At 36.9% G+C, this 24,197-nt stretch carries 23 protein-coding genes, 1 tRNA gene and 1 riboswitch; of the genes, 23 read left to right on the forward strand and 1 reads right to left on the reverse strand.

Features of this window, described 5'->3' with window-relative positions; all coding sequences use genetic code 11:
• Positions 1-11: 11 nt before the first annotated feature.
• The 6 genes from NSU17_RS14075 (at position 12) to NSU17_RS14100 (ending at position 6,646) form a co-directional block, all read left to right on the forward strand.
• A complete protein-coding gene (locus tag NSU17_RS14075) occupies positions 12-782 on the forward strand; it encodes an enoyl-CoA hydratase (protein WP_016837192.1) in 771 nt (256 codons plus the stop codon).
• Positions 783-801: 19 nt separating this feature from the next.
• Positions 802-1,575, forward strand: a complete 774-nt coding sequence (locus NSU17_RS14080; protein WP_340705311.1) for an electron transfer flavoprotein subunit beta/FixA family protein — start codon at positions 802-804, stop codon at positions 1,573-1,575.
• Between the two features lie 73 nt (positions 1,576-1,648).
• Complete coding sequence (locus tag NSU17_RS14085; protein WP_340705312.1) at positions 1,649-2,626, forward strand: electron transfer flavoprotein subunit alpha/FixB family protein; 978 nt, start codon at positions 1,649-1,651, stop codon at positions 2,624-2,626.
• Between the two features lie 193 nt (positions 2,627-2,819).
• Positions 2,820-3,134: a thioredoxin gene (gene trxA, locus NSU17_RS14090; RefSeq protein ID WP_016837195.1), complete on the forward strand. Its 315-nt coding sequence runs from the start codon at positions 2,820-2,822 to the stop codon at positions 3,132-3,134.
• A 155-nt stretch (positions 3,135-3,289) separates the two neighbouring features.
• Positions 3,290-5,077, forward strand: a complete 1,788-nt coding sequence (gene uvrC, locus NSU17_RS14095) for an excinuclease ABC subunit UvrC (protein WP_340705313.1) — start codon at positions 3,290-3,292, stop codon at positions 5,075-5,077.
• A 36-nt stretch (positions 5,078-5,113) separates the two neighbouring features.
• Positions 5,114-5,298, forward strand: a riboswitch (Lysine riboswitch).
• Positions 5,299-5,419: 121 nt separating this feature from the next.
• The gene (locus NSU17_RS14100) at positions 5,420-6,646 is read left to right on the forward strand and encodes an aspartate kinase (RefSeq protein WP_340705314.1); all 1,227 of its coding nucleotides are present in this window, start codon (positions 5,420-5,422) and stop codon (positions 6,644-6,646) included.
• A 20-nt stretch (positions 6,647-6,666) separates the two neighbouring features.
• Here the strand turns inward: NSU17_RS14100 and NSU17_RS14105 are convergent, their stop codons facing one another.
• Complete coding sequence (locus NSU17_RS14105) at positions 6,667-7,083, reverse strand: YslB family protein (RefSeq protein WP_016837198.1); 417 nt, start codon at positions 7,081-7,083, stop codon at positions 6,667-6,669.
• A gap of 285 nt (positions 7,084-7,368) precedes the next feature.
• Here NSU17_RS14105 and NSU17_RS14110 point away from each other — a divergent pair, with 285 nt between their 5' ends.
• The 17 genes from NSU17_RS14110 (at position 7,369) to NSU17_RS14190 (ending at position 24,158) form a co-directional block, all read left to right on the forward strand.
• Positions 7,369-7,980, forward strand: a complete 612-nt coding sequence (locus NSU17_RS14110; protein WP_340705315.1) for a succinate dehydrogenase cytochrome b558 subunit — start codon at positions 7,369-7,371, stop codon at positions 7,978-7,980.
• 50 nt (positions 7,981-8,030) lie between these two features.
• Complete coding sequence (sdhA, locus tag NSU17_RS14115; protein ID WP_016837200.1) at positions 8,031-9,791, forward strand: succinate dehydrogenase flavoprotein subunit; 1,761 nt, start codon at positions 8,031-8,033, stop codon at positions 9,789-9,791.
• Positions 9,792-9,793: 2 nt separating this feature from the next.
• Complete coding sequence (sdhB, locus tag NSU17_RS14120) at positions 9,794-10,576, forward strand: succinate dehydrogenase iron-sulfur subunit (protein ID WP_408647293.1); 783 nt, start codon at positions 9,794-9,796, stop codon at positions 10,574-10,576.
• A 261-nt stretch (positions 10,577-10,837) separates the two neighbouring features.
• The gene (locus NSU17_RS14125; protein ID WP_340705316.1) at positions 10,838-11,284 is read left to right on the forward strand and encodes an acyl-CoA thioesterase; all 447 of its coding nucleotides are present in this window, start codon (positions 10,838-10,840) and stop codon (positions 11,282-11,284) included.
• Between the two features lie 71 nt (positions 11,285-11,355).
• Positions 11,356-11,577: a helix-turn-helix domain-containing protein gene (locus tag NSU17_RS14130; protein WP_016837203.1), complete on the forward strand. Its 222-nt coding sequence runs from the start codon at positions 11,356-11,358 to the stop codon at positions 11,575-11,577.
• Positions 11,578-11,873: 296 nt separating this feature from the next.
• The gene (gene racE, locus NSU17_RS14135) at positions 11,874-12,668 is read left to right on the forward strand and encodes a glutamate racemase (protein ID WP_340705317.1); all 795 of its coding nucleotides are present in this window, start codon (positions 11,874-11,876) and stop codon (positions 12,666-12,668) included.
• A gap of 261 nt (positions 12,669-12,929) precedes the next feature.
• Positions 12,930-13,688 carry a ribonuclease PH gene (rph, locus tag NSU17_RS14140; protein ID WP_340705318.1) on the forward strand — a complete coding sequence of 253 codons (759 nt, stop codon included), beginning with the start codon at positions 12,930-12,932 and terminating at the stop codon, positions 13,686-13,688.
• Complete coding sequence (locus NSU17_RS14145) at positions 13,688-14,281, forward strand: XTP/dITP diphosphatase (RefSeq protein ID WP_340705517.1); 594 nt, start codon at positions 13,688-13,690, stop codon at positions 14,279-14,281. Before rph ends, NSU17_RS14145 begins: the two co-directional genes overlap by 1 nt.
• Positions 14,282-14,374: 93 nt before the next feature.
• Positions 14,375-14,704 carry a zinc ribbon domain-containing protein YjdM gene (locus NSU17_RS14150; protein ID WP_340705319.1) on the forward strand — a complete coding sequence of 110 codons (330 nt, stop codon included), beginning with the start codon at positions 14,375-14,377 and terminating at the stop codon, positions 14,702-14,704.
• A gap of 252 nt (positions 14,705-14,956) precedes the next feature.
• Complete coding sequence (locus NSU17_RS14155; protein ID WP_016837208.1) at positions 14,957-15,466, forward strand: metallophosphoesterase; 510 nt, start codon at positions 14,957-14,959, stop codon at positions 15,464-15,466.
• A 103-nt stretch (positions 15,467-15,569) separates the two neighbouring features.
• Positions 15,570-15,643: transfer RNA gene (locus tag NSU17_RS14160), tRNA-Arg, on the forward strand.
• Positions 15,644-16,161: 518 nt separating this feature from the next.
• On the forward strand, positions 16,162-16,539 hold the full coding sequence (locus NSU17_RS14165) for a PH domain-containing protein (protein WP_340705320.1): 378 nt from the start codon (positions 16,162-16,164) through the stop codon (positions 16,537-16,539).
• A gap of 1,568 nt (positions 16,540-18,107) precedes the next feature.
• Positions 18,108-18,680, forward strand: coding sequence for a PepSY domain-containing protein (locus NSU17_RS14170; RefSeq protein ID WP_168412596.1), 573 nt, complete (start codon positions 18,108-18,110; stop codon positions 18,678-18,680).
• A 631-nt stretch (positions 18,681-19,311) separates the two neighbouring features.
• Positions 19,312-20,568: a group II intron reverse transcriptase/maturase gene (gene ltrA, locus NSU17_RS14175; protein ID WP_340704337.1), complete on the forward strand. Its 1,257-nt coding sequence runs from the start codon at positions 19,312-19,314 to the stop codon at positions 20,566-20,568.
• A 253-nt stretch (positions 20,569-20,821) separates the two neighbouring features.
• Positions 20,822-22,081: an Nramp family divalent metal transporter gene (locus tag NSU17_RS14180; RefSeq protein ID WP_340705321.1), complete on the forward strand. Its 1,260-nt coding sequence runs from the start codon at positions 20,822-20,824 to the stop codon at positions 22,079-22,081.
• A 14-nt stretch (positions 22,082-22,095) separates the two neighbouring features.
• Positions 22,096-23,112 carry an NAD-dependent epimerase/dehydratase family protein gene (locus NSU17_RS14185; protein ID WP_340705518.1) on the forward strand — a complete coding sequence of 339 codons (1,017 nt, stop codon included), beginning with the start codon at positions 22,096-22,098 and terminating at the stop codon, positions 23,110-23,112.
• Positions 23,112-24,158, forward strand: coding sequence for a dihydrodipicolinate synthase family protein (locus NSU17_RS14190; protein ID WP_340705322.1), 1,047 nt, complete (start codon positions 23,112-23,114; stop codon positions 24,156-24,158). The genes NSU17_RS14185 and NSU17_RS14190 overlap by 1 nt, the downstream gene beginning before the upstream one ends.
• The last annotated feature ends 39 nt before the right edge of the window (positions 24,159-24,197 follow it).

The raw sequence follows: 24,197 nt of genomic DNA on the forward strand, positions 1-24,197 counted from the left end.
GGAGTGTCTTCATGGAATTTCTAAAATGGAGAGCAGAAGACGGTGTTGCGATTGTAACAATCAATCGTCCGCCAGCAAATGCACTAGCACAACAGCTAATCCGTGAATTAGACGAATTGATGACTGAAGTTGAACATAATAATGATGTTCGAGTTGTTTTACTTCACGGTGAAGGACGTTTCTTTTCAGCAGGAGCTGATATTAAAGAGTTCACAGATGTTTCATCTGAACAACAGGCAGTAAATCTCGCAGAAAATGGACAAGCTGTTTTTGATCGCTTGGAATCTTTCCCAAAACCTGTCATCGCAGCAATTCATGGTGCCGCACTTGGCGGTGGATTGGAACTTGCGATGAGTTGCCATATTCGATATGTCGCTGAAGACGCGAAGTTGGGTCTTCCTGAATTAAATCTTGGAATTATTCCTGGATTTGGTGGAACACAAAGATTACCGCGATATGTCGGATTAGCAAAGGCTGCTGAAATGATTTTTACAGGAGAGCCGATTTCAGGGGCAGAGGCCGTACAATGGGGGCTAGCAAATAAGGCTGTACCACAAGAAGAACTTTTACCGCAAGCATTAGAATTGGCGAAAAAAATTGCCAAAAAGAGCCCGGTTTCATTAAAAGCTGCTATTCATGCATTACAATACAGTAAGAAATCATTCGAAGAAGGAATCAAAGCGGAAGCAGAGCAATTCGGCATTGTATTTAATTCAGAAGATGCAAAAGAAGGAATTCAAGCATTTATTGAAAAACGCCAACCTACTTTTAGTGGCAAATAATTTTTAGGAGGTAATTTACATGAACATTTTCGTATTAATGAAACGCACTTTTGATACAGAAGAAAAAATCGTCATTCAAGATGGAAAAATTCAAGAAGACGGCGCCGAATTCATTATCAATCCATATGATGAATATGCCATTGAAGAGGCAATTCAAGTAAGAGAGCAACATGGTGGAAAAGTAACCGTAATCTCCATCGGCAATGAAGAAGCGGAAAAACAACTGCGCACAGCTCTTGCAATGGGTGCTGATGAGGCGGTTTTAATCAATACAGAAGATGATTTGGACGAGCTGGATCACAGCGGTGCAGCTTATATTCTCGCTGAATATTTAAAAGACAAAGAGCCAGATTTAATCTTGGCAGGAAATGTTGCAATTGATGGTGGTTCTGGTCAAACTGGACCAAGAGTTGCTGATTTATTAGGTATTAATTATGTAACAACGATTACGAAATTAGAAATTAATGGAAATAACGTGAAAGTTGTTCGTGACGTTGAAGGAGATTCTGAAATTATAGAAACGAGCTTGCCTTTATTAGTTACAGCTCAACAAGGATTGAATGAACCGAGATATCCTTCTTTACCAGGTATTATGAAAGCGAAGAAAAAACCGCTTGAAGAGTTAGAATTAGATGATTTAGATATCGATGAAGATGATGTTGAAACAAAAATTGAAACAGTGGAAGTATTTTTACCACCACAAAAATCTGCGGGTCGCATCTTAGAAGGTGAACTAAAAGACCAAGTGAAAGAATTAGTAAATTTACTTCATACGGAAGCGAAAGTAATTTAAATTTTCCGAACAATTAGAATGGATTGAATAGTATTAGATTTCGTTAGATTCGTACGGTAATGGAGGGAAAACAATGGCAAAAAAAATATTGGTATTAGGAGAAGTACGTGACGGTGCTTTACGTAATGTTTCATTTGAAGCAATTGCTGCAGCAAAGCAAATCGCAGATGGTGGAGAAGTTGTAGGCGCGTTATTGGGCGATCAAGTAGCAGATCTTGCAAAGGAATTAATTGCATATGGAGCTGACCGAGCGCTCGTTGTGGAACATCCACATTTAAAAACATATACTTCAGATGGCTTCAGCCAAGCTTTATTAGCTCTTGTGGAACAAGAAAAACCTGAAGGAATCGTTATTGGGCATACATCTTTAGGTAAAGATTTATCACCTAAAGTGGCATCTCGCCTGCAAGCTGGATTGATTTCAGATGTAACAGAGATTGAAGGAACAGGTGATGATGCACTATTTATTCGTCCAATTTACTCAGGTAAAGCTTTTGAAAAAGTAAAAATTAAAGAAGGATTCGTGTTCGTGACAGTTCGTCCTAACAATATTGCGCCACTTGATCGAGATGAAAGCCGCACAGGAGACGTTCAATCTGTATCTGTAGATATTAAAAACTTGCGTACGATTGTAAAAGAAGTTGTTCGCAATGCAACAACAGGTGTTGATTTATCTGAAGCGAAAGTAATCGTGTCTGGCGGTCGCGGTGTAAAATCAGCCGAAGGATTTGAACCATTAAGAGAGCTTGCTAACTTACTGGGCGGTGCAGTAGGTGCTTCCCGTGGTGCTTGTGATGCGGGTTATTGCGATTATGCAATGCAAATTGGTCAAACAGGTAAAGTGGTAACACCAGATTTATATATCGCGTGTGGTATTTCTGGCGCAATTCAGCACTTAGCAGGTATGTCTAACTCAAAAGTAATTGTTGCAATTAACAAAGACCCTGAAGCAAACATTTTCAAAGTTGCTGATTATGGAATTGTCGGCGACTTATTTGAAGTCGTTCCGTTATTAATTGAAGAAATTAAAGCATTAAAAGTAAATTCTTAAAATCTAAAACTGGTAATCTCCTCACCACATCTCAAATCTCAGAGATGTGGTTATTTATTGTGAAAAAGTAAATCATTAAAGGAATTTGTTTGTTAGATGAACGGATTTCAATTTCTTAAAACACTTTACTACCCTTTGAATTTTTAACGTGCTATACTACTAAAAGATGTTACATTAAGGAGGCATTTTATAAATGGCAATTGTACATGCTACTGATCAAAACTTTTCACAAGAAATCTCTTCTGGTTTAGTATTAGTAGATTTCTGGGCAGCTTGGTGTGGACCTTGTAAAATGATTGCACCTGTATTAGAAGAACTCGATGCCGAAATGGGTTCAGAAGTGAAAATTGTAAAAGTTGATGTTGATAACAATCCAGCAACAGCTGCTGAATATCAAATTATGTCGATTCCATCTTTGCTTTTATTTAAAGATGGCCAATTAATTGCAAAAACTGTTGGCTTCCAACCAAAAGAAGCATTAGTTGAATTCATCAACAACAATAAATAAAATTCAACCGAGCACAAAGATTTTGTTTGTGCTCGATTTTTTATTTTGGATATGATTATTGATTTGATTGGGATAAAAGAAAACTTCTCGATTTTTGCTTTAAGATATTCGTATAATAGGGTTAAGTAGGTTAATTAAATGTAAGGTGATACTCCATGAATGAAACAATTCAAAATAAATTGGCGCTGTTACCAGATTTGCCTGGATGCTACTTAATGAAGGACCGACAAGGAACAGTCATTTACGTCGGAAAGGCAAAAGTCTTAAAAAATAGAGTTCGATCCTATTTTACTGGTTCCCATGATGGTAAAACTCAACTGCTAGTTAGTGAAATAGAAGATTTTGAATATATTGTTACTTCAAGTGATTTAGAGGCTTTAATTTTGGAGCTCAATTTAATCAAACAATATGATCCAAAATATAACGTAATGTTAAAGGATGACAAGAGTTATCCTTATATTAAAATTACCAATGAAATTTATCCAAGAATTATTACGACAAGAAAAGTGAAAAAAGACAAAGCTAAATATTTTGGACCTTATCCGAATGTATCTGCCGCGAATGAAACAAAGAAGCTCCTCAACCGCATCTATCCATTAAGAAAATGCAACCGACTGCCAGATCGAGTTTGTTTGTATTATCATTTGGGGCAATGTTTAGCTCCATGTGTTAAAGATATAGATCCGAAAATTTTTGAAGAAATGACAAATGAAATCATAAAATTCTTAAATGGCGGCCATGAACAAGTAAAAAAAGAATTAGAGAAAAAAATGATGGAGGCTGCGGAAAAGCTTGAATTTGAAAGAGCAAAAGAATATCGAGATCAAATTCAATATATCGAAACGGTTATGGAAAAGCAAAAAATCGTTTCAGGAGACCAAACGAATCGGGACGTATTTGGATATGCAGTTGAAAAAGGGTGGATGTGTGTTCAAGTCTTTTTCGTTCGACAAGGAAAATTAATTGAAAGAGATGTTTCTGTATTCCCTATTTACCGTGATCCGGAAGAGGAATTTTTAACTTTTGTAGGGCGTTTCTATGATACAGAACATTTAAAGCCAAAAGAAATATTGGTCCCAGAAACAATTGATAAAAGCATTTTAGAAAAATTATTAAATATAAGAGTATTAGTGCCAAAACGTGGCACAAAAAAAGAACTGGTGGATTTAGCAAAGAAAAATGCAATGCTTGCAATCGAAGAGAAATTCCAATTAATTGAACGCCAGGAAGAGAGGACAATTGGCGCTTGTCAACAATTAGGTGAGGCTCTAAATATTGAAACGCCTTATAGAATTGAAGCCTTTGATAACAGCCACATGCATGGAGCAGATCCTGTTAGCGCAATGGTCGTATTTATTAATGGAAAGCCGGCAAAAAAAGAATATCGCAAATATAAATTAAAAAATACGGCGAAACATGACGACTATGGAGCGATGCAAGAGGTGATTCGCAGGCGCTATACCCGTGTATTAAAAGAACAATTGCCGCTTCCTGATCTAATTATTGTTGACGGTGGTAAAGGGCAAATTGAAGTTGCACGAGAAGTGTTGGAAGATGAGCTTGGATTATCAATTCCCATTGCAGGACTAGCAAAAGATGAGAAGCATCGAACATCTGAACTATTATACGGGGAACCACCTGTGTCGATCCCGCTGAAAAAAACAAGTGATGCTTTTTACTTGCTTCAGCGAATACAAGATGAAGTCCATCGCTTCGCTATTACATTTTTGCGGCAACAACATCAAACGAACGCTTTACGCTCTGTCCTTGATGAAATTGAAGGAATCGGTCCAAAACGTAAGAAACAATTACTGAGTCATTTTGGTTCAGTGAAAAAAATCAAACAGGCTTCTGTGGAAGAATTAATGGAAGCGAAAATGCCAAAAGTGGTTGCAGAAACAATCTATCAGTATTTCCATAATGACACATTGCCAAAGGAATAACTGTATGATAATGTATTTTAAAAGTAAATAAGTTTAGATATAGATAGAGGTGCGAGATTCATGAGTACCTAACTGGAGGAGAGGAACAAGTCTGAAGAAGGTTAGGGAAAGGGGAGATTGCCGAAGCGGTAAATTTGCTTGTTCCAGTTTACTGGCTGGTTTTGCATTGAAGAAATGCAAGATTGTCAGAATCTAAATGGTTCTGGAGAGCTATCTCATAAAGTGTTTTCTGAAAATTGAGGCAGCTTTTCACCATCCTTTGTGAAGAGTTGCTTTTTTCTTTAATTATATAAGATTCGGAAACTTCATTTCATGGCTTATGAAAATAAGGGGAGTGTAGCGATGATTAATATTGTAGTGAAGTTGGATGAATGGAATCTATCATCATCTGAAAACATTGGAGAAATAGCAAAAAGACTCATCGAAGAGAAGAAGTTTGGACGCAATGTAGTAGCAGTCGTTCCATCCTCTCCACCTGTAAATGAGGGTTTGGAAAAAATTATTTACTCTTTATCGGATGCACCATCCGAAAGAGAGTTAGACGCAATCCATTCTACCAATAATCAAATTGCAAGCAGTTTGCTTTCCATTGCTATTCAAAAAAGAGGCTTTAGAGCTGTTTCCCTTACAGGCTGGCAACTTGGCATGAAAACAACAAGAAAATCAGTAGGAAATGCTCGCATACATCAAATCGATGGTAATGTCATTATTGAGCATTTTAAAAAAGGTGAAATAGTCATAGTCGCAGGCGGACAAGGTGTTGATGATGAGGGCAACATCACCCTTCTCGGTGCTGGAGGGACTGATACAACAGCGGTAGCGATTGCAAAAAGCATTGATGCAGAACGCGTGGAAATCTATACGGATCTTGACGGGGTATATACAGGAGATCCTAATGTAGTTCAACAGGCTCGTAAATTGAAAGATATTACATATGATGAGATGTTAGAATTATCTTATTTAGGTTCGAAAATTGTTCATCCGAGAGCAGTCGAATTAGCAAAAAAATTTGATATACCAATTGTTGTTCGTTCGAGTACGAAAAATCTTCGAGGTACATTGATTAAGGGAGAGATTGAAATGGAGAGAAATTTAATTGTTCGTGGTGTCGCCTATGAAACAGATATTATCCGCTTTACTGTTGGATATGAAATACTAGAAAAATCTTCCCTTGCCAACTTGTTTAATACCCTAGCAAAGCATCATGTCAACGTAGATATTATTGTACAATCTGTGATGAGTGAAGTAAAACCGACAATATCGTTTTCAATTGTAAAAGAGGATTTAACAAATGCGGTAAAAGTGCTTGAAGAACATAAAGAGGAGTTAGGTTTTCAATTTGCTGATTTTGAAGTTGGTTTAGCGAAAGTGTCAATCGTGGGTTCGGGCATGGTTTCCAATCCAGGGGTAGCAGGCCGCATGTTCGCACGCTTATGTCAAGAAAATATCCCTGTTAAAATGGTTTCTACATCTGAAATTAAAGTATCTGTCGTTGTGCCACAAGATGATATGATTCGTGCAGCAAATGCACTGCATGATGAATTTAATCTTGCTGAGGAATGGGTATAAAAAGGGGCGAATAAAGCCCCTTAGCGTTCAATTTTTTCTTTTAAATCCATCTTTACTGTAAAAATTACTTCTAGTTGTTTTTCTTTTTTCTCTTCATAGCATTCCGTCAAAACACCTTTAAAGTTTTGGATTTGTTCGGCAATGAAGCCAGCTTCTAAGCGAAAATTTCTTTCATTAATCTTTAGCAACTCCGGTTCATTCGTCAAACTAAACACAAATCCGTCTTTCATTTCTTTTTCAAGGGTAAGATCACCCCATCCGGCATCTTTAAAAAAGGAAATGATTAAAGGAATATCGGTGCATGGAAATTTGCGAGCTAAATCTTTTCCTGCCCAATATAGAATATCTTTTTCATGCTTTCCTAAAATGGATGGCACTAAATAATCTCTTAGCAGTTCGTATCCAAATAAAGGAAACGAATCTTTCGACAATGACATATAATAAGAACCTCTTTCTAGAATTTTTCTTTTTTAACAACAGAGAATTTGAAAAAAGTTAAAATAGAGAAAAATAACATAATAGAGAAAAAATAGAAGGTTTTGTAGCGAATATTAGACAAATTTCGGAAAATAAATATGCACAACTAACCTTGACGGTAATAGTTCGTGGGGGTACAATGAACTTGTCATAATATTGTACCATTATGAATAAAACAGTCAATGCATAAAGCGTTTACAATTTGTGACGACTTATTGACTACTTATTTTAAGGGGGTATCAGTCTTGGCAAAAAATGAGTTTTACTGGCGCCGACTACATTCTTTACTTGGTGTTATTCCTGTAGGGCTATTTTTAGTGTTCCACTTGTCTCTAAACTTTACTGCAACAGGGGGAGAAGAGACATATAACAGTGCAACAGGAGTAATGGATTATATTCCAGGTCCACTATTATTACTTATTGAGTGGATTGTTATCTACATTCCTATTCTGTTCCACGGTTTATATGGAATTTATATTGCCTTTACAGCAACACCAAACAATAAGCGCTTCAGTACATTCCGTAACTGGATGTTCTTATTGCAACGACTTACTGGTGTGTTCCTAGTAATCTTCATTGCTTGGCACATGTTCCAAACTCGCATCCAAAAAGCATTTGGTGCGGAAGTAAATTTTGAAATGATGGAAAAAATCGTTGCAAATCCATGGATGTTAGGATTCTACATTGTGGGTATCCTTTCCGCTACATTGCATTTATCTAACGGTTTATGGTCATTCTGCGTAAGCTGGGGTATCACACAATCAACACATTCTCAAAAAGTAGTTACATGGATAACAATGGCATTTTTCGTCATCTTAAGCATTATCGGTGTATCTGCAATTCTAGCATTCGTATGATACAAGCATAGATAGAACGTCCAATTAGAAAAGAGGAGTGAGAAATAATCATGGCCAAAAAGAAATTAATCGTTGTTGGTGGCGGCTTAGCTGGTCTAATGGCAACGATGAAAGCAGCCGAAATGGGTACTGAAGTAGAACTATTCTCATTAGTTCCTGTTAAACGTTCACACTCAGTTTGTGCACAAGGTGGAATTAATGGTGCAGTAAATACAAAAGGTGAAGGGGATTCTCCGTGGATCCACTTTGACGATACAATTTATGGTGGAGACTTCTTAGCGAACCAACCACCAGTAAAAGCCATGTGTGAAGCAGCACCTGGTATCATTCACATGTTCGACCGTATGGGAGTTATGTTCAACCGTACTCCAGAAGGTCTACTTGACTTCCGTCGTTTCGGTGGTACATTGCATCACCGTACTGCATTTGCAGGTGCGACAACAGGTCAACAATTATTATATGCGCTTGACGAACAAGTTCGTCGTTACGAAGTAGAAGGTTTAGTTACAAAATACGAACACTGGGAATTCCTTGGAATCGTTCTTGATGACGAAGGAGTTTGCCGTGGTATCGTAGCACAAGATTTAAGCACATCAGAAATTAAAGCATTCCGCTCTGATGCTGTAGTTATGGCAACAGGTGGTCCTGGTATCATCTTCGGTAAATCAACAAACTCTGTAATCAATACTGGTTCTGCAGCATCAATTGTTTATCAACAAGGTGCTTCATATGCAAATGGTGAGTTCATCCAAATTCACCCAACAGCAATTCCTGGCGATGACAAAAACCGTTTAATGAGTGAATCTGCTCGCGGTGAGGGTGGACGTATTTGGACATATAAAGATGGTAAACCATGGTACTTCTTAGAAGAAAAATATCCTGCATACGGTAACTTAGTACCACGTGACATTGCGACACGTGAAATCTTCGACGTATGCGTAAACCAAAAATTAGGTATCAATGGTGAAAACATCGTATATTTAGACTTATCTCATAAAGATCCACATGAATTAGACATCAAACTTGGTGGTATCATCGAAATCTACGAAAAATTCGTTGGTGACGATCCACGTAAAGTACCAATGAAGATCTTCCCAGCGGTTCACTACTCAATGGGTGGATTATGGGTTGACTACGATCAAATGACTGAAATTCCTGGTCTGTTTGCTGCTGGTGAATGTGACTATTCACAACACGGTGCAAACCGCTTAGGTGCTAACTCATTACTTTCTGCGATTTATGGTGGTATGGTTGCAGGACCTAACGCAGTTAAATATATGCAAGGCTTAACAAAACATGCGGAAGATTTACCACAATCTTTATATGATTCTTATGTAAAACAAGAGCAACAAAAATGGGATAACATCCTAAAAATGGACAAAGGTAATGAAAACGCATATTTACTTCACAAAGAACTAGGCGAAATGATGACTGACAACGTAACAGTTGTACGTTACAACGATCGCCTACAAAAAACATATGACACACTTGGTGACATGTTAGAGCGTTGGGAAAACATTAACATCCACGATACTCAAAAATGGAGCAACCAAGGTGCACACTTTACTCGTCAATTGAAAAACATGCTATATCTTGCACGAGTAATTACAAAAGGTGCGTTATTACGTAACGAGTCACGTGGTGCACACTATAAACCAGAATTCCCAGAACGTGACGACGAAAACTTCTTAAAAACAACTATGGCGAAATTTGATCCATCTACAGGTGAGCCAATTATTACTTACCAAGAAGTAGACGTTTCATTAATTCCGCCTCGTAAACGTGACTACTCTTCGAAAGGAGGTAATTAATCGTGACTACACAACAAGTGGAAACTGGAAAAACAGTAAGATTTAGAATTTTACGTCAAGATAATCCAAATGGTGCAAGCCGTTGGGAAGAATTCGAAGTACCTTACCGTCCAGGTATGAACGTAATCTCTGCATTGATGTACATTCGTCAACATCCAGTGACTGCTGATGGAAAACCAACAACACCAGTTACTTGGGACATGAACTGTCTAGAGGAAGTTTGTGGTGCTTGTTCGATGGTAATTAATGGCCGTCCACGCCAATCATGTTCTGCGTTGGTTGATCAACTTGAACATCCAATTCGCTTAGAACCAATGAAAACTTTCCCAGTTGTTCGTGACCTACAAGTTGACCGAAGCCGTATGTTCAACGCATTGAAAAAAGTAAAAGCGTGGATTCCGATTGACGGAAGTTACGATTTAGGAGAAGGTCCACGCATGCCTGAACGCAAACGTCAATGGGCATACGAATTGTCAAAATGTATGACTTGTGGTGTTTGTTTCGAAGCTTGTCCAAACGTTTCTGAGAAATCTAGCTTCATCGGTCCAGCACCACTTTCTCAAGTACGTTTATTCAATACACATCCAACAGGTGCAATGAACAAAGACGAACGTTTAGATGCAATTATGGGTGAAGGCGGACTTGCAAACTGCGGTAACTCTCAAAACTGTGTAGCTGCTTGTCCAAAAGGAATTCCTTTAACAACTTCTATTGCATCATTAAACAGAGCAACGACTGTACACATGTTCCGCAAATTCTTCGGTTCTGACCATATGGTAGACTAATATGTTTTAGAAGCAGTCAAAATCGTTTATCGATTTTGGCTGTTTTTAATTTTTTTATAGAACAATTATCCAATTTTCATGATGCTGCATAGTATAGTAAGCAGTTTATTTCTGTACAGTTGCATTGCGAATCCTCTTTCAATAAAAAAATCCACCGTCATCCCCTTCCAATATTCGACATTTTCATTCATTTCCTCGATGAATCTACTATTGTATAATATTTATTATATAAATAAAACTTTGGTTAAAGGGGATGGGAAAATGAAAGAAATGTATATTGAAGATTTTGAACAATGGGAGAAGGAATTTACATTTTACACGGAAGAGATTGTTCGTTTTTCAGATGTTGATATGTATGGCCATTTAAATAATGTAGTACCATTTTCATATTTTGAACATGCACGCATTGAATATTTTAAATGGTTGAATGTGAAGAACAATTGGGGTTCACAAGATGAGCAATGTATTCCAGTTGCGGCAGATTTGCAATGCGACTATTTAAAACAAGTTTATTACGGAGAAAAACTGCGAATTTATGTAAAAACAGCACGGGTTGGAAACTCCTCTCTAGATCTTCACTACATGGTAAAAAATGAAAAAGATGAAATCGTTTTAACTGGCAGAGGGGCTTTAGTGCAAATCAATAAAGAAACTGGTAAACCTCATCGCTGGACTGAAGAACAAAAAGTAATATTATATGGGAAATAGTTAAAATGCCCTCACAGCCTCCACCCTCATGACATACTTTACATAGAGAGGAGATAGGAGGGTGTTGCCTTATGAGTAGCCCGCAGCATCGTTCGCTTTTAACGAAAAGAGAGCGGGAAATATTTCAATTATTAATTTTAGATTATTCCACAAAAGAAATTTCACAAAAGTTGGGCATAAGCGAAAAAACGGTGCGTAACCATATTTCAAACACAATTCAAAAACTGGGCGTTTCTAGTAGGTCACAGGCACTGATTGAATTGTTAAGACTTGACGAGCTTTCATTGCATTAATCGATTAAAGATAGTGGCTTTAAATCCTAAAATGAATTTTAAAAGGCTACAATCGTATTATTGATGAAAAATACTTATTCAAAAAATGTCAATGATTATCTGATTTACAATTACAACAATCGGGCAGTTGCATGGATCAATGGCGCGATGTTTAACATGAGGGGATTCAAATAAAAAACTGTCTTTTCCTGTTCAATTGTATGAATAAAAGAATCATTGAACTTAGTAAAGAATTAGGTCAAAATAGAATAGATAATAATATATCATACAAATGAAATAGGATAGAGGCGGTATAAGTGAATGCCCCAATAGGCGTTATCGATTCAGGAGTAGGCGGCTTAACTGTTGCAAAACAAATCATCAAAGTTTTGCCAAAGGAAACGATTTATTACATTGGCGATACTGCAAGGTGCCCCTATGGCCCACGAAAAAGTGGAGAGGTTCTCGCCTTTACTATACAGTTAGCAAAAGCGTTGGAAAAACAGAATATAAAACTGCTTGTTATCGCATGTAATACGGCAACGGCAGTAGCATTAGATGTTTTAAGAGAACAGCTCTCAATTCCGGTAGTGGGCGTCATTAATGCGGGAGCCCGAGCAGCTGTAAAAAAAACGAAGCACAATCGAATTGTGGTTCTTGCAACAGAAGGAACAATTAAAAGTGGCGCATATGAACGTGCACTGCTTGCTTTAAATACGGAGGCGAAAATTATTCCTCTTGCGTGTCCGACATTTGTACCGCTAGTTGAAAGTGGAGAATATGAAGGACAATTTGCATTCGACCTTGTAGCGAATGGATTAAAGCCGCTTGAAAATAAAAGTTTTGACACAGTCATTTTAGGTTGTACTCACTATCCGATGATTCAACATCATATCGAAAAGGTAGTTGGACCTAATGTAACTGTTTTATCATCAGCAGAAGAAACTGCAAAAGAAGTAAAAGAGCTATTAACAAAACATCACTTACTCCGAAATGAAAATCATAAACCACATCATATTTTCTATGTGACCGGCTCGGTGCCCATTTTCCGTACAATTGCTGAAAATTGGTTAGAAATGAAACACTTAGATGTAAGAAAAATTCAATTTTAACAACTCAAAAAATCCATGATGCTCAAATCATTTTGAGTCTCATGCGATTCGGTACATCAAGCAGCAAAATCATTCGGTTATACCGAATTGCATGAGACATGAAGAAAGCTCGAAAGGCACTTTTCGAGCTTTTTTACTTGTAGTACAGAGCTACAAGCTATAAAGATTGTATGCCAAAAAAGTTTCAAAAATGTGCAATGACTTTTTTCTGGAGAAAATGTATGTTAATATATTGTGCGATTATTTGTAGGAGGAAAGTACATGCGAGTAGATGGAAGAGAAGTAAATCAATTAAGACCTGTAACAATCGAAACAGATTATTTAATTCATCCAGAAGGATCTGTTTTAATTCAAGTAGGTAATACAAAAGTAATTTGTACAGCTACGATAGAAGATAAAGTTCCTAGCTTTCTGCGTGGGCAAGGAAAAGGTTGGATTACTGCAGAATATTCCATGTTGCCAAGAGCAACGCAAGAACGTACTATCCGTGAATCTTCACGAGGTAAAATCGGTGGACGTACGATGGAGATTCAACGTTTAATTGGACGAGCATTGCGGGCAGTTGTTGATTTAGAAGCGTTTGGAGAGCGGACTATCTGGATTGATTGCGACGTTATACAAGCAGATGGAGGAACAAGAACAGCTTCTATTACTGGGGCGTTCGTTGCATTAACACAAGCTCTTGCAAAGCGCCATAAAGAATCTCCATTTGAAAAGTTTCCAGTTACTGATTTTTTAGCAGCAACAAGCGTCGGATTTGTAGAACCGATTGGAGCGGTTTTAGATTTAAATTATTCAGAGGATTTTCAAGCAAAGGTAGATATGAATCTAGTAATGACTGGAAGCGGCAGATTCGTTGAAATACAAGGTACTGGGGAGGAAGCGACATTCTCTCGAGAAGAATTAAATACGTTGCTTGCTCTCGGTGAAAAAGGAATTCGAGAATTAATTGAAATACAAAAGTCCGTACTTGGTGAAGATGTAAAATTCATTCTAGAAGTTGGGGAGTCAAAAGAATGATGAAACAAGTTGTAATTGCAACGAAAAATAAAGGAAAAGCAAAAGATTTTGAAGCGATTTTCAAGCCACTTCATTATGAGGTTGTAACAATGCTAGATATAGCGAGCGATATGGAAATTGAAGAAACAGGTACAACCTTTGAAGAAAACGCAATATTAAAAGCAGAAGCCCTCTCACAAGCCCTTGGTAAACTCGTTATTGCGGATGATAGCGGTTTGGCAATCGATGCTTTAGGCGGTGAACCAGGGGTATTTTCCGCCCGTTATGCGGGAGATCATGATGATGAAGCAAATATTCAAAAAGTGCTTGAAAAAATGCAAGGGATTCCGGATGAAGAGCGCACAGCACGCTTCGTTTGTGCCATCGCTATTAGCGGTCCAAACATCGAAACGAGAACATTCTTAGGCGCATGTGAAGGCAGAATTTTGCACAAAAAAAGAGGTACTAATGGTTTTGGTTACGATCCAATCTTTTACGTACCAGAATTAGGTCGTACTATGGCAGAACTTACACCAGAAGAGAAAGGTGCAATTTCCCACCGAGGAAATGCGATTCGGAAGTTAACAGAAGAGTTGCCGAATGTATTAAAATAAAGTGGACAGTTTGAAAATTTCCATAAACATTTGAAATCTCGTTAAGACTTCATTATAGTAGTAGGTAATGATGTAAATATGGAGGAAAAAGAAATGATACCAAACTGTCCAAAATGTAATTCAGAATATACGTATGAAGATGGAAACGTATTTATTTGTCCAGAATGCGCTCATGAATGGACTGAAAGCGACCATACTGAAGAGGAAGGCTTGGTAGTAAAAGATGCTTACGGCAATCTTTTACAAGATGGCGATACAGTGACAATCATTAAAGATTTAAAAGTAAAAGGAAGTTCTTCCACATTAAAAATTGGCACTAAAGTAAAAAACATTAAGTTGGTAGAGGGAGATCACAACATCGATTGTAAAATTGATGGTTTTGGTGCAATGAAGTTAAAATCTGAATTTGTGAAAAAAGCTTAAAGTAAAGGGGCTCAAGCAGCCTCTTTTTTATTTAGGATAAAGTTGCGAGTATTTTAGTCACAAGTATTTAAGCAAATGTTGCAATTATTTAATGATATGCGAAACAAAGATTTACTTGTGTACATTAAGTAAAACAGCAAGTCGTATTTTGTCAGCAATTAACCTTTTACATTTCAAGCAGATTTTATTAAAATTTTTACTAGGCATATTTTTCAATACTTGGATGCAAAGTAAAAAATAAGGGTGGAGACAATGAAATTATTAGTGATGAGTGATACCCATGGGGATGCAGAAATCATACAAGTAGTTAAGGAGCGACATCCAGGAGTGGATGTGGTCATTCACTGTGGGGATAGTGAACTGGATTATCAACACCCATATCTAGAAGGAGTAAAGCGAGTTCGCGGCAATTGTGACCGGGATAGCCGGTTTCCTGAAGAATTGCAGTTTGAAATTGAGAATAAAAAAGTGTATGTAACACATGGACATTTATTCAATGTAAAGTCGACAACCATGAATCTGTTTTATCGTGCAAAGGAAGTAGAAGCAGATGCAGTGTTGTTTGGACATTCCCATTTACTTGGTGCAGAATTGATAGACAATATTCTGTTTGTAAATCCCGGGAGCTTGTTAAAGCCTCGGGGCATTGATGAAAAGAGTTACGCAGTGTTAGAGTATAATGATTCAATTTGGAAAGTTACTGCGTATACGGATCAAGGGGAAGAAATATTTCAAAAAGAGTATCCATTGGAAGAATTGTAAAATGGTTCGTAGTGTGAAAATGAGTTGAAAAAATTTTTAAAAACCCGTTGACATTTTCACACTACGCTAATATAATAAATATTGTCCTTTGGGAAAACAAAATGTCTCAGTAGCTCAGCTGGATAGAGCAACGGCCTTCTAAGCCGTCGGTCGGGGGTTCGAATCCCTCCTGGGACGCTACACAAAAGCCTTACTTCCTCAATGGTTGTAAGGCTTTTTATTTTTATTCATTAATTTGCATGAAATAAAAATGTTCCAAAATGTTCCATTTTCAAACTTTCTCTTTAAAAATTTATCAAATTGAGATGCAGCTCTTGAACCGCTCTAGATATTAAGTTACTATAAGTGTTCATTGTGTTCATCATAGAAGCATATACTTAACGATGTTGAATCGTCAGAAATTGGCTTAGTGGAAACAGGCCATTTGATGTAGCAATAAAATTAATAGAAAGCATAAAAAGAAAAGCAATCAACGAATAAAGTTGGTTGCTATTTTTTGCGTTTAAAACCCCCAAACCGACCTGCTCAAACGGGCTCATCTGACAGTCAGAGCTTGCTAGCAACTTTTTTATATTTAGGGGTAAAAATTTGCAAATATTTTTCAAGCCTTAGGACAATATTATTGAATTGTTTTCAAGTTTATACAAATTATGGTATATTAAAATTTAATAACAATACCAAAGGGGTGTTATGTAATGGGGGTATTCGACGGTTTAATGGGAAATGCTAGCGAAGTCAGTGTTGAAAAAATAAATGAAGAATTGAAAGAAATCTTAATACCTTCGGAAAGTGTAGAGCACGCTTATAAAGTCATAAGAGATATGTTTGTCTTTACTAATAAACGATTGATACTGATAGATAAGCAGGGGATGATAGGGAAGAAAGTTGAATATCATTCTATTCCGTACAGAAGCATATTGCATTTTTCAGTGGAAAACGCTGGCACATTCGATTTAGATGCGGAGTTAAAAATTTGGGTGTCCGGTAGTGAGTTACCGATTCAAAAGACGTTCAATAGATCGACGAATATATACAATGTGCAGCGTGTGCTTGCGGAGTACGTATTGAAATAAGAGTATTTATAAATGCGATCAATTCGATTAATTTCGGAATTGTTTGAGAAGCTATCTTGGAATCGTTTCTAGCGGGTATGGCTTTCTTTATCTCACAATGTTTTTTCTAGGTATAAATCCCTTCTAGGACGCTACTTGTACAATAACGAATAAGTTTAATCAACTAATCAGATGCTCGAAATCCTTGATATTTAAAGAGGTTTCGGGCTTTTTTCTTTTTCATGGAAATAGATTAGAAAAAATCATTTTTTGGGTTTTACTTAACATGTGTTTTAGCACTTGAACCACTCGTTGAAAAAGTACCTTTTGATGTTGATTTAATGATTACAAAACATCTAAAAGTTTTAATTAGGCGGTTACTTTTTAAAGATTTGTTGAACTCTTGTATGTTCTGATAACATCACCATATTTAGTAGTATAGAATCCAGCATTTAAGCTCATGAAATCTTGTTCACTACAAAATTCCATGAGCTGTTAGAATAGCGGTTTATCCGATGAAACTTATTAGTCAATAACGAGAAGTACCTATATAAGTATCATGCATATAATAATTTCCTGTTGCGGTAAATCGCAATTCAATATGACCTGCCTCGTTTCCTACGAGTTTAATATATTTATAATTAGCGTCTGCTATTGCATCCGCTGCTGAAGAATCAATCTTTTGAACTGTTTTATTCGTATCTTGTTACTCATATTGTAATTACTTCCTTTTTTAGTATAGTGTATTATATACCATAAATGGAATAAATAGTAAAAAATGTTCAAAATTAATAGACATAATAATCAAAATAGATTATAAGTGTAATGCAATTGGAGGGAATTTAATGTATAGGAAATATGTTTATGGTATAGGTATCGTTTTTTATGTAACAGGACTATTATTGTTAGTAGATGTTTTGTATAAACTTCAAAATATAACATTCAAAAATTCATATTCTTCTATAATTTATCCAATTTTTGCAATGTTACTGATAGGTTTTATAGCTCTCTATTAAAGCTTTTAAAAAAATAATCGAACCAAAAGTTAAAGTTATAATTAGAAATATGAATAAAATGTTGTATCTACTTATAGGAATAATTATTTTAACACTTGTATCAATCAATTTTAGCTTTAACAATTTCACTTTATTGTTAGCCTTTATTGGATACATTATTTCCTTAATTTTTGGCTTTCGGTTAATCAAAGTAGTCAATATAGATTAACCGAGTAAGTGGACCATCTGTTTCTCCCTTTATTACATACTCTTCAGGAAAATGGGAACAATTATTGATAATGGAAACATTAAGCAAGATGTAGATTTTCCTTACAGGCACCGCTAATGTTGTTGGCGGTGCTTTTTTCTGTTTTTTACACAATACTAACGCTATCATGCAATTGTTTGAGAGGGAGAAAGCTGAAAACTATTTAATTTTATTAAAAAAGTTTATTTCCTAGAAAATAGCAAAAGTCGCAATAGTGAATTCAAGGAAGGCCTTCACAATTTAACAACAGAATTACAAAACAGTATGTTTATCACAGAATTGTTCAAAATATAAATACGAAATATGCCATTAAGGAGAGTATAGAAATGATTAAAAAACTAATCATTGCTGGATTCACGCTATCTTTACTAGCTGCATGTAGCACGAATGCAAAAAATATTACAACTGAAGTCAATACGACAAACAACTCGAATGAATCGACTATTGCACAAAATGAATCCAATATTACAAATCCTGTTGTAACGATGAGAGAGGCAATCGATATCTTTAAAGAAGCTTATCCAGATGCAAAGATCGAGTCGATTGACTTAGAATCAGATTTTGGTCAATTGTATTATGATATTGATGGTTATGATTCTACAAAAGAGTATGAAGTAGAAATTGATGCAACGACGAAAGAAATAAAAGTCAATGAAGTTGAATCAAAAGTCAATCGTGATGAAGCTTTAGATTTTTCAAATATCATAGAACCAAATGAAGCTATTGAAAAGGCAGCTACTAATGATGAAGTAAAAGACCTTTCTCCAATTGGTTGGTCACTTGAAGTAGAAAGAGGAAAACCAATATATACTATTGAGTATAAAAATCAAACACAAGACATCGATATTAAAATCGATGGGACAACAGGTGAAATGATACAAATGAAGATGGATGATTAACTTACAACATTATATGATTTGAATGGATGCAATTGTTTTTCGTAAATGCACAATGAGTATCTTGCTCGTTGTGCATTTTTTTCGTGCGCCCGGCATGTACATGAACTATAGGGTGTAAGTCCCGAACCCCGAAGACAGAAGTAGAGGTTAGCCAAGAGCAAGGGTGTCCGTGGTGACGCGGAATCTGAAGGAAGCTGGAGGCAAAACACCGGTCCGAGGAACACGAACCTCATATAAGGCTAGGTATGATTGAGTGAGTTTGCGAAACAAAACAAAGCTCTTTCTGTCGAAGGTCATATCGAGTAAATGAGGCGGATAGATGGTGTGAAAGTGCATGTACTTACCCGGGGAGGTCTGGCGGATAGGTGAAGTACGCTTCATAACCTACTTAGTGATAAGTAGCTGAACCGTCAGAAGTCAGCAGAGGTCATAGTATTAGTTGGTCTAGAACAACTAAGAAGGACCGAACAATTAAGAGAGAATAGCCCTTGGCATTCAGTGAGTCATGATGAACACAGAAAACGTAGTACCTCACTTGAGGAAGGAAGCGGTGAATCCCGTGGGGGACCTCTTGGAGGGTGGAGTGACCACTGGCATAAAGAGAACAGCTATTCACGGAAGGAGAATAACGATGCTTTTGAATCAAATCCTGTCACGGGAGAACATGCTTCAAGCATTAAAACGTGTAGAACAGAATAAAGGAAGCCATGGAGTAGATATGATGCCCGTACAAAACTTACGACAGCACATAGTCGAAAACTGGCTATCTATTAAGGAGGCAATTCTCAAGGGAACTTATGAACCAATGCCAGTCCGCAGAGTCGAAATCCCGAAACCAGACGGCGGTGTTCGTTTACTAGGAATCCCTACCGTAACAGACCGTTTGATTCAACAAGCAATCGCCCAAGTACTTTCAAAAGTGTATGACCCTACATTCTCTGAAAACAGCTACGGATTTCGACCAAACCGAAGTGCTCATGATGCGGTGAGGAAAGCGAAAGAATATATAAGAGATGGACATCGATGGGTCGTAGATATGGACTTGGAGAAATTCTTTGATAAGGTCAACCATGACAGATTAATGGGTACACTCGCGAAGAGAATCCAAGATAAACCATTACTGAAATTGATTCGTAAGTATTTACAATCGGGCGTCATGATTAATGGTGTGGTGTCAAGCACATTTGAGGGAACTCCACAAGGAGGACCATTAAGTCCGCTACTATCTAACATTGTACTAGATGAACTAGATAAAGAATTGGAAAGAAGAGGACACAAATTCGTTCGATATGCGGATGACTGTAACATTTACGTGAAAAGTAAACGAGCAGGACTTCGCACAATGGCAAGTATCCAGCGATTTATTGAAGGAAAACTACGACTGAAAGTAAATGAAAAGAAATCAGCGGTCGAACGTCCATGGAAACGTAAGTTTCTAGGATTTAGCTTTACCTATCATAAAGAGCCAAAGGTTCGTATCGCAAAAGAAAGCCTTAAACGAGTGAAGAATAAAGTTCGTGAAATCACATCACGCAAGATGCCCTACCCGATGGAATACCGCATTCAGAAACTGAATCAATATCTAATGGGATGGTGTGGATATTTTGCGTTAGCAGACACCAAATCTATATTCCTTGGATTAGATAAATGGATTCGTAGAAGACTTCGAATGTGTCTATGGAAGAACTGGAAGAAACCGAAAACAAAGATACGCAACCTTATTCAACTTGGCGTACCACAAGGGCAAGCGTATGAATGGGGAAATACTCGGAAGAGTTATTGGCGTATTTCAAATAGTCCAATATTACACAGAACCCTTGGTAACTCCTATTGGAGAAACCAAGGGCTGAAAAGTCTTGAAGCTCGTTATGAAAACTTGCGTCAATGATCTTAATTGAACCGCCGTATACGGAACCGTACGTACGGTGGTGTGAGAGGACGGGAGTTAATCGCTCCCTCCTACTCGATTGATGGTATCCGCAAAAGTCTCCGAGCCTGTTCTTCTGAATTCATTAAAGTGCTTATAAAATCAAAGAAATTCTACTATTGATTTAAGGACAATTTTAGGTCATGTTCGAGGACTAAGATTTTCAATAAAATTAAATTAAAGAAAATTCTGAATAAAAGGGGGGATGGAAGAAATGGTGATGAAGGACAAAGAGGTAAATGCTTCAATCTCTGGGAATCATCAAAATGGAGGAAATGGGTTTTTGAAATTTTTGAAAATTTTAGGTCCTGGTCTTATTACTTCGGCACTTGTATTAGGGCCAGGTTCCATCACATTAAACTCAAAAATTGGCGCAATTTATGGAACCGAATTAGTGTGGTCTATCATTGTCGCTGTCATCTTAATGGCCTGTTATACAGAAATGGCAGCAAGAATTGGGATTGCCGGAAAAGATACGTTTATTAATCTAGTGAAAGAAAAATGGGGGAAATGGGCAGGGGGCATTATTGGAATTGGTTCGTTTTTAGTTTGTTCTTCATTCCAAGCAGGAAATGCAATTGGAACGGGGATTGCGGTTGAAGCGATTACTGGCATCAGCTCAAAAATTGGGATTATTGTAGGTACTTTACTTGGCGTAGCTTTATTATTTTTATCTCAATTTTATAAAGTGCTGGAAAAATTGATGTTGGCTTTAGTCATTTTGATGTTATTCGCCTTCTTAATTACGTTAATCATCGTAAAACCTTCTATTGTGGACATTTTTAGCGGATTTGTACCTAGATTCCCTGAAGGTAGTATGGCGCTAGTGATTGGTTTAATTGCAACTTCATTCTCAGTCGTAGGGGCTCTCTATCAATCGTATTTAGTTCGTGAAAAAGGAGTTGCTCGAAAAGAGGTTCAAGAGAGCAAATTTGAAGCAATTTTCGGGATTTTCTTATTAGGATTTATTTCGTTCTTAATTATGATTACTGCTGCAACTGTATTAAAGACTGAAGGAATTTTGGTGAACAATGCTATTGAAATGGCGGGTATTTTAAAACCATCATTTGGTAGTTTTGCAGTGTTTATTTTTGTACTCGGTTTATTCGGTGCTTCCTATTCATCATTAATAGGAAATGCCACAATTGGAGGCGGGCTACTGGCTGATGGTCTGGGGTTAGGGCATCAATTATCATCGATGAAAGTGAAAATCGCCATCATTATTGTAATGCTGTTTGGTTCGTTTATTGCATTAATTTTTGACGGAAACCCTGTGAACTTAATTACCTTTGCTCAAGGTGTGACGATTTTTGTAGTTCCGTTTATCGCAATTGCCATTTTAGTAATCGCCAACTCAAAAGAAATTATGGGGGACTTGAAAAATAAATTGTTTAGTAATGTACTCGGTATTATTGGGTTATTGCTACTCATTTATTTAGCATTTAATAACTTCAAAAATATATTCTTATCTTAGGAGGAAAAGCAATGATTGCAACAGTTGAACAACTTGAAGAATTTATGTCTACTCCAACAAAAGCATTAATTGAGGATGTGAAAAAGTTAAAGGGTGATTTTATCATCCTTGGGGTTGGAGGGAAAATGGGGCCAACTCTAGCCTATCTATTAAAAAATGCGATTAATGAAGCGGGGACAAATCAGCGAGTAATCGGTGTTTCAAGATTTTCTAATCAAGATTTAGAAACAAAACTAAATTCGAAAGGCATTGAAACAATTTCTTGTGATTTGTTAAATGATTCAGAGCTTCAGCAACTACCTAAGGTCAAAAATGTCATTTTTATGGCGGGAAATAAATTTGGAACCGTTGGAAACGAACATTTTACTTGGGCGATGAACAGTTACTTGCCAGGTCGTGTTGCCGAGCATTATAAAGATTCAAGAATCGTCGTATTTTCTACAGGGAATGTCTATCCGCTAACAGAAGTAAAAATGGGTGGCTGTGATGAGTCGGTTACACCTAATCCGGTGGGAGAGTATGGTCAGTCGACTTTAGGAAGAGAAAGAGTATTTACGTATTTTTCTCATAAAAATCAAACGAAGATGTCCATTTTTCGGCTAAATTACGCAATTGATCTTCGTTATGGCGTGTTAGTGGAAATTGCAAAAGCGGTTTATCATAATCAACCGATAGATGTAACGATGGGGCATGTAAATGTCATTTGGCAAGGAGATGCCAATGAGTTTGCGATTCGGTCATTAATACATGCTTCTACACCTCCGACAATTTTTAATGTGACGGGACCTGAATTGTTATCGGTACGTTGGTTAGCAAATGAATTTGCCAAAATCTTTGGGAAAGAAGCTAACATCGTTGGTGAAGAAGCGGATACAGCATTATTAAGCAATGCGTCGAAAGCACATCAAACTTTTGGTTATCCATCCGTTTCTGTAAAAGAAATGATTCAATTAATTGCCGATTGGATTCAACATAATGGTGAGCTTCTCAATAAACCGAGCCATTTCCAAGAGCGAAAGGGGCAGTTTTAATGTTAAGAGATGTGGTAAAAGAAAAATTAATGGATGGCGCATTTATACCTGCTCACCCGTTAGCATTATTTGAAGATAAATCTTTTGATGAAGAATCGCAACGTCTATTGACACGATATTATATCGAGTCGGGGGTAGATGGTGTAGCGGTTGGAGTTCATACGACACAGTTTGAGATTCACCAAGTTTTCGAGTTTTATCAACAAGTATTAAAAACAGCTATAGAAGAAATTTCTGCTCATGCAAAATCGGATTTTATTAAAATTGCAGGGGTCAGTGGGGAAATAGAGCAAGCGATAAAAGAAGCACAATTTGCAAAAGAAATTGGATATGATCTTGTATTATTAAGCAATAATGGGCTATTTCATTATACTGAAGAAGAATTGTTGCAACGAGCAAGGGAAATTGCATCTATTATTCCAATTATAGGATTTTATTTACAGCCAGCAGTTGGAGGCCGTGTTTTTACCACTGATTTTTGGAAACAGTTTTGTGAAATTCCGAATGTCTATGCAATTAAAGTCGCTCCTTTCGACAGGTATTTAACAATAGATGTGGCACGGGCGGTCTTACACTCAAGCCGCTGGAATGAGATTGCCCTTTATACAGGCAATGACGATTCAATAATTCATGATTTATTCACAGTATTTGAAGAGGAAGTCGATGGTGAAATTAGGAAGAAACGATTTGCCGGTGGATTGTTAGGTCATTGGGCAGTCTGGACTTCAAAAGCTGTGGAACTATTCCGTAGCATTAAAGAAGAACGGGAAAAAGATGTTATTCATTCCAAATGGATGAAGATTGCTCAAGAAGTAACCCATGCAAATGCAGCGTTTTTCGATTCGCATAATCATTTTAAAGGAAGTATTGCAGGTATCAATGAAGTATTGCGTCGACAAGGATTAATTCGCTCGAATAAATGTTTAAGCGAACGGGAAGTGCTGAGCAAAGGACAGTTGGAATTAATTGATGAAGTTTATAAATTGTACCCTCATCTTCACGATGATGAATTTGTAAAAAATTTTCTAAATAAGCAGTCAGTATAAGAAAATAGTAATCGAATGGTTTATGATTAAATCATTCGA

Origin of the sequence: Ureibacillus sp. FSL K6-2830 (assembly GCF_038004145.1) — a bacterium.
GTDB lineage: Bacteria > Bacillota > Bacilli > Bacillales_A > Planococcaceae > Ureibacillus > Ureibacillus thermosphaericus.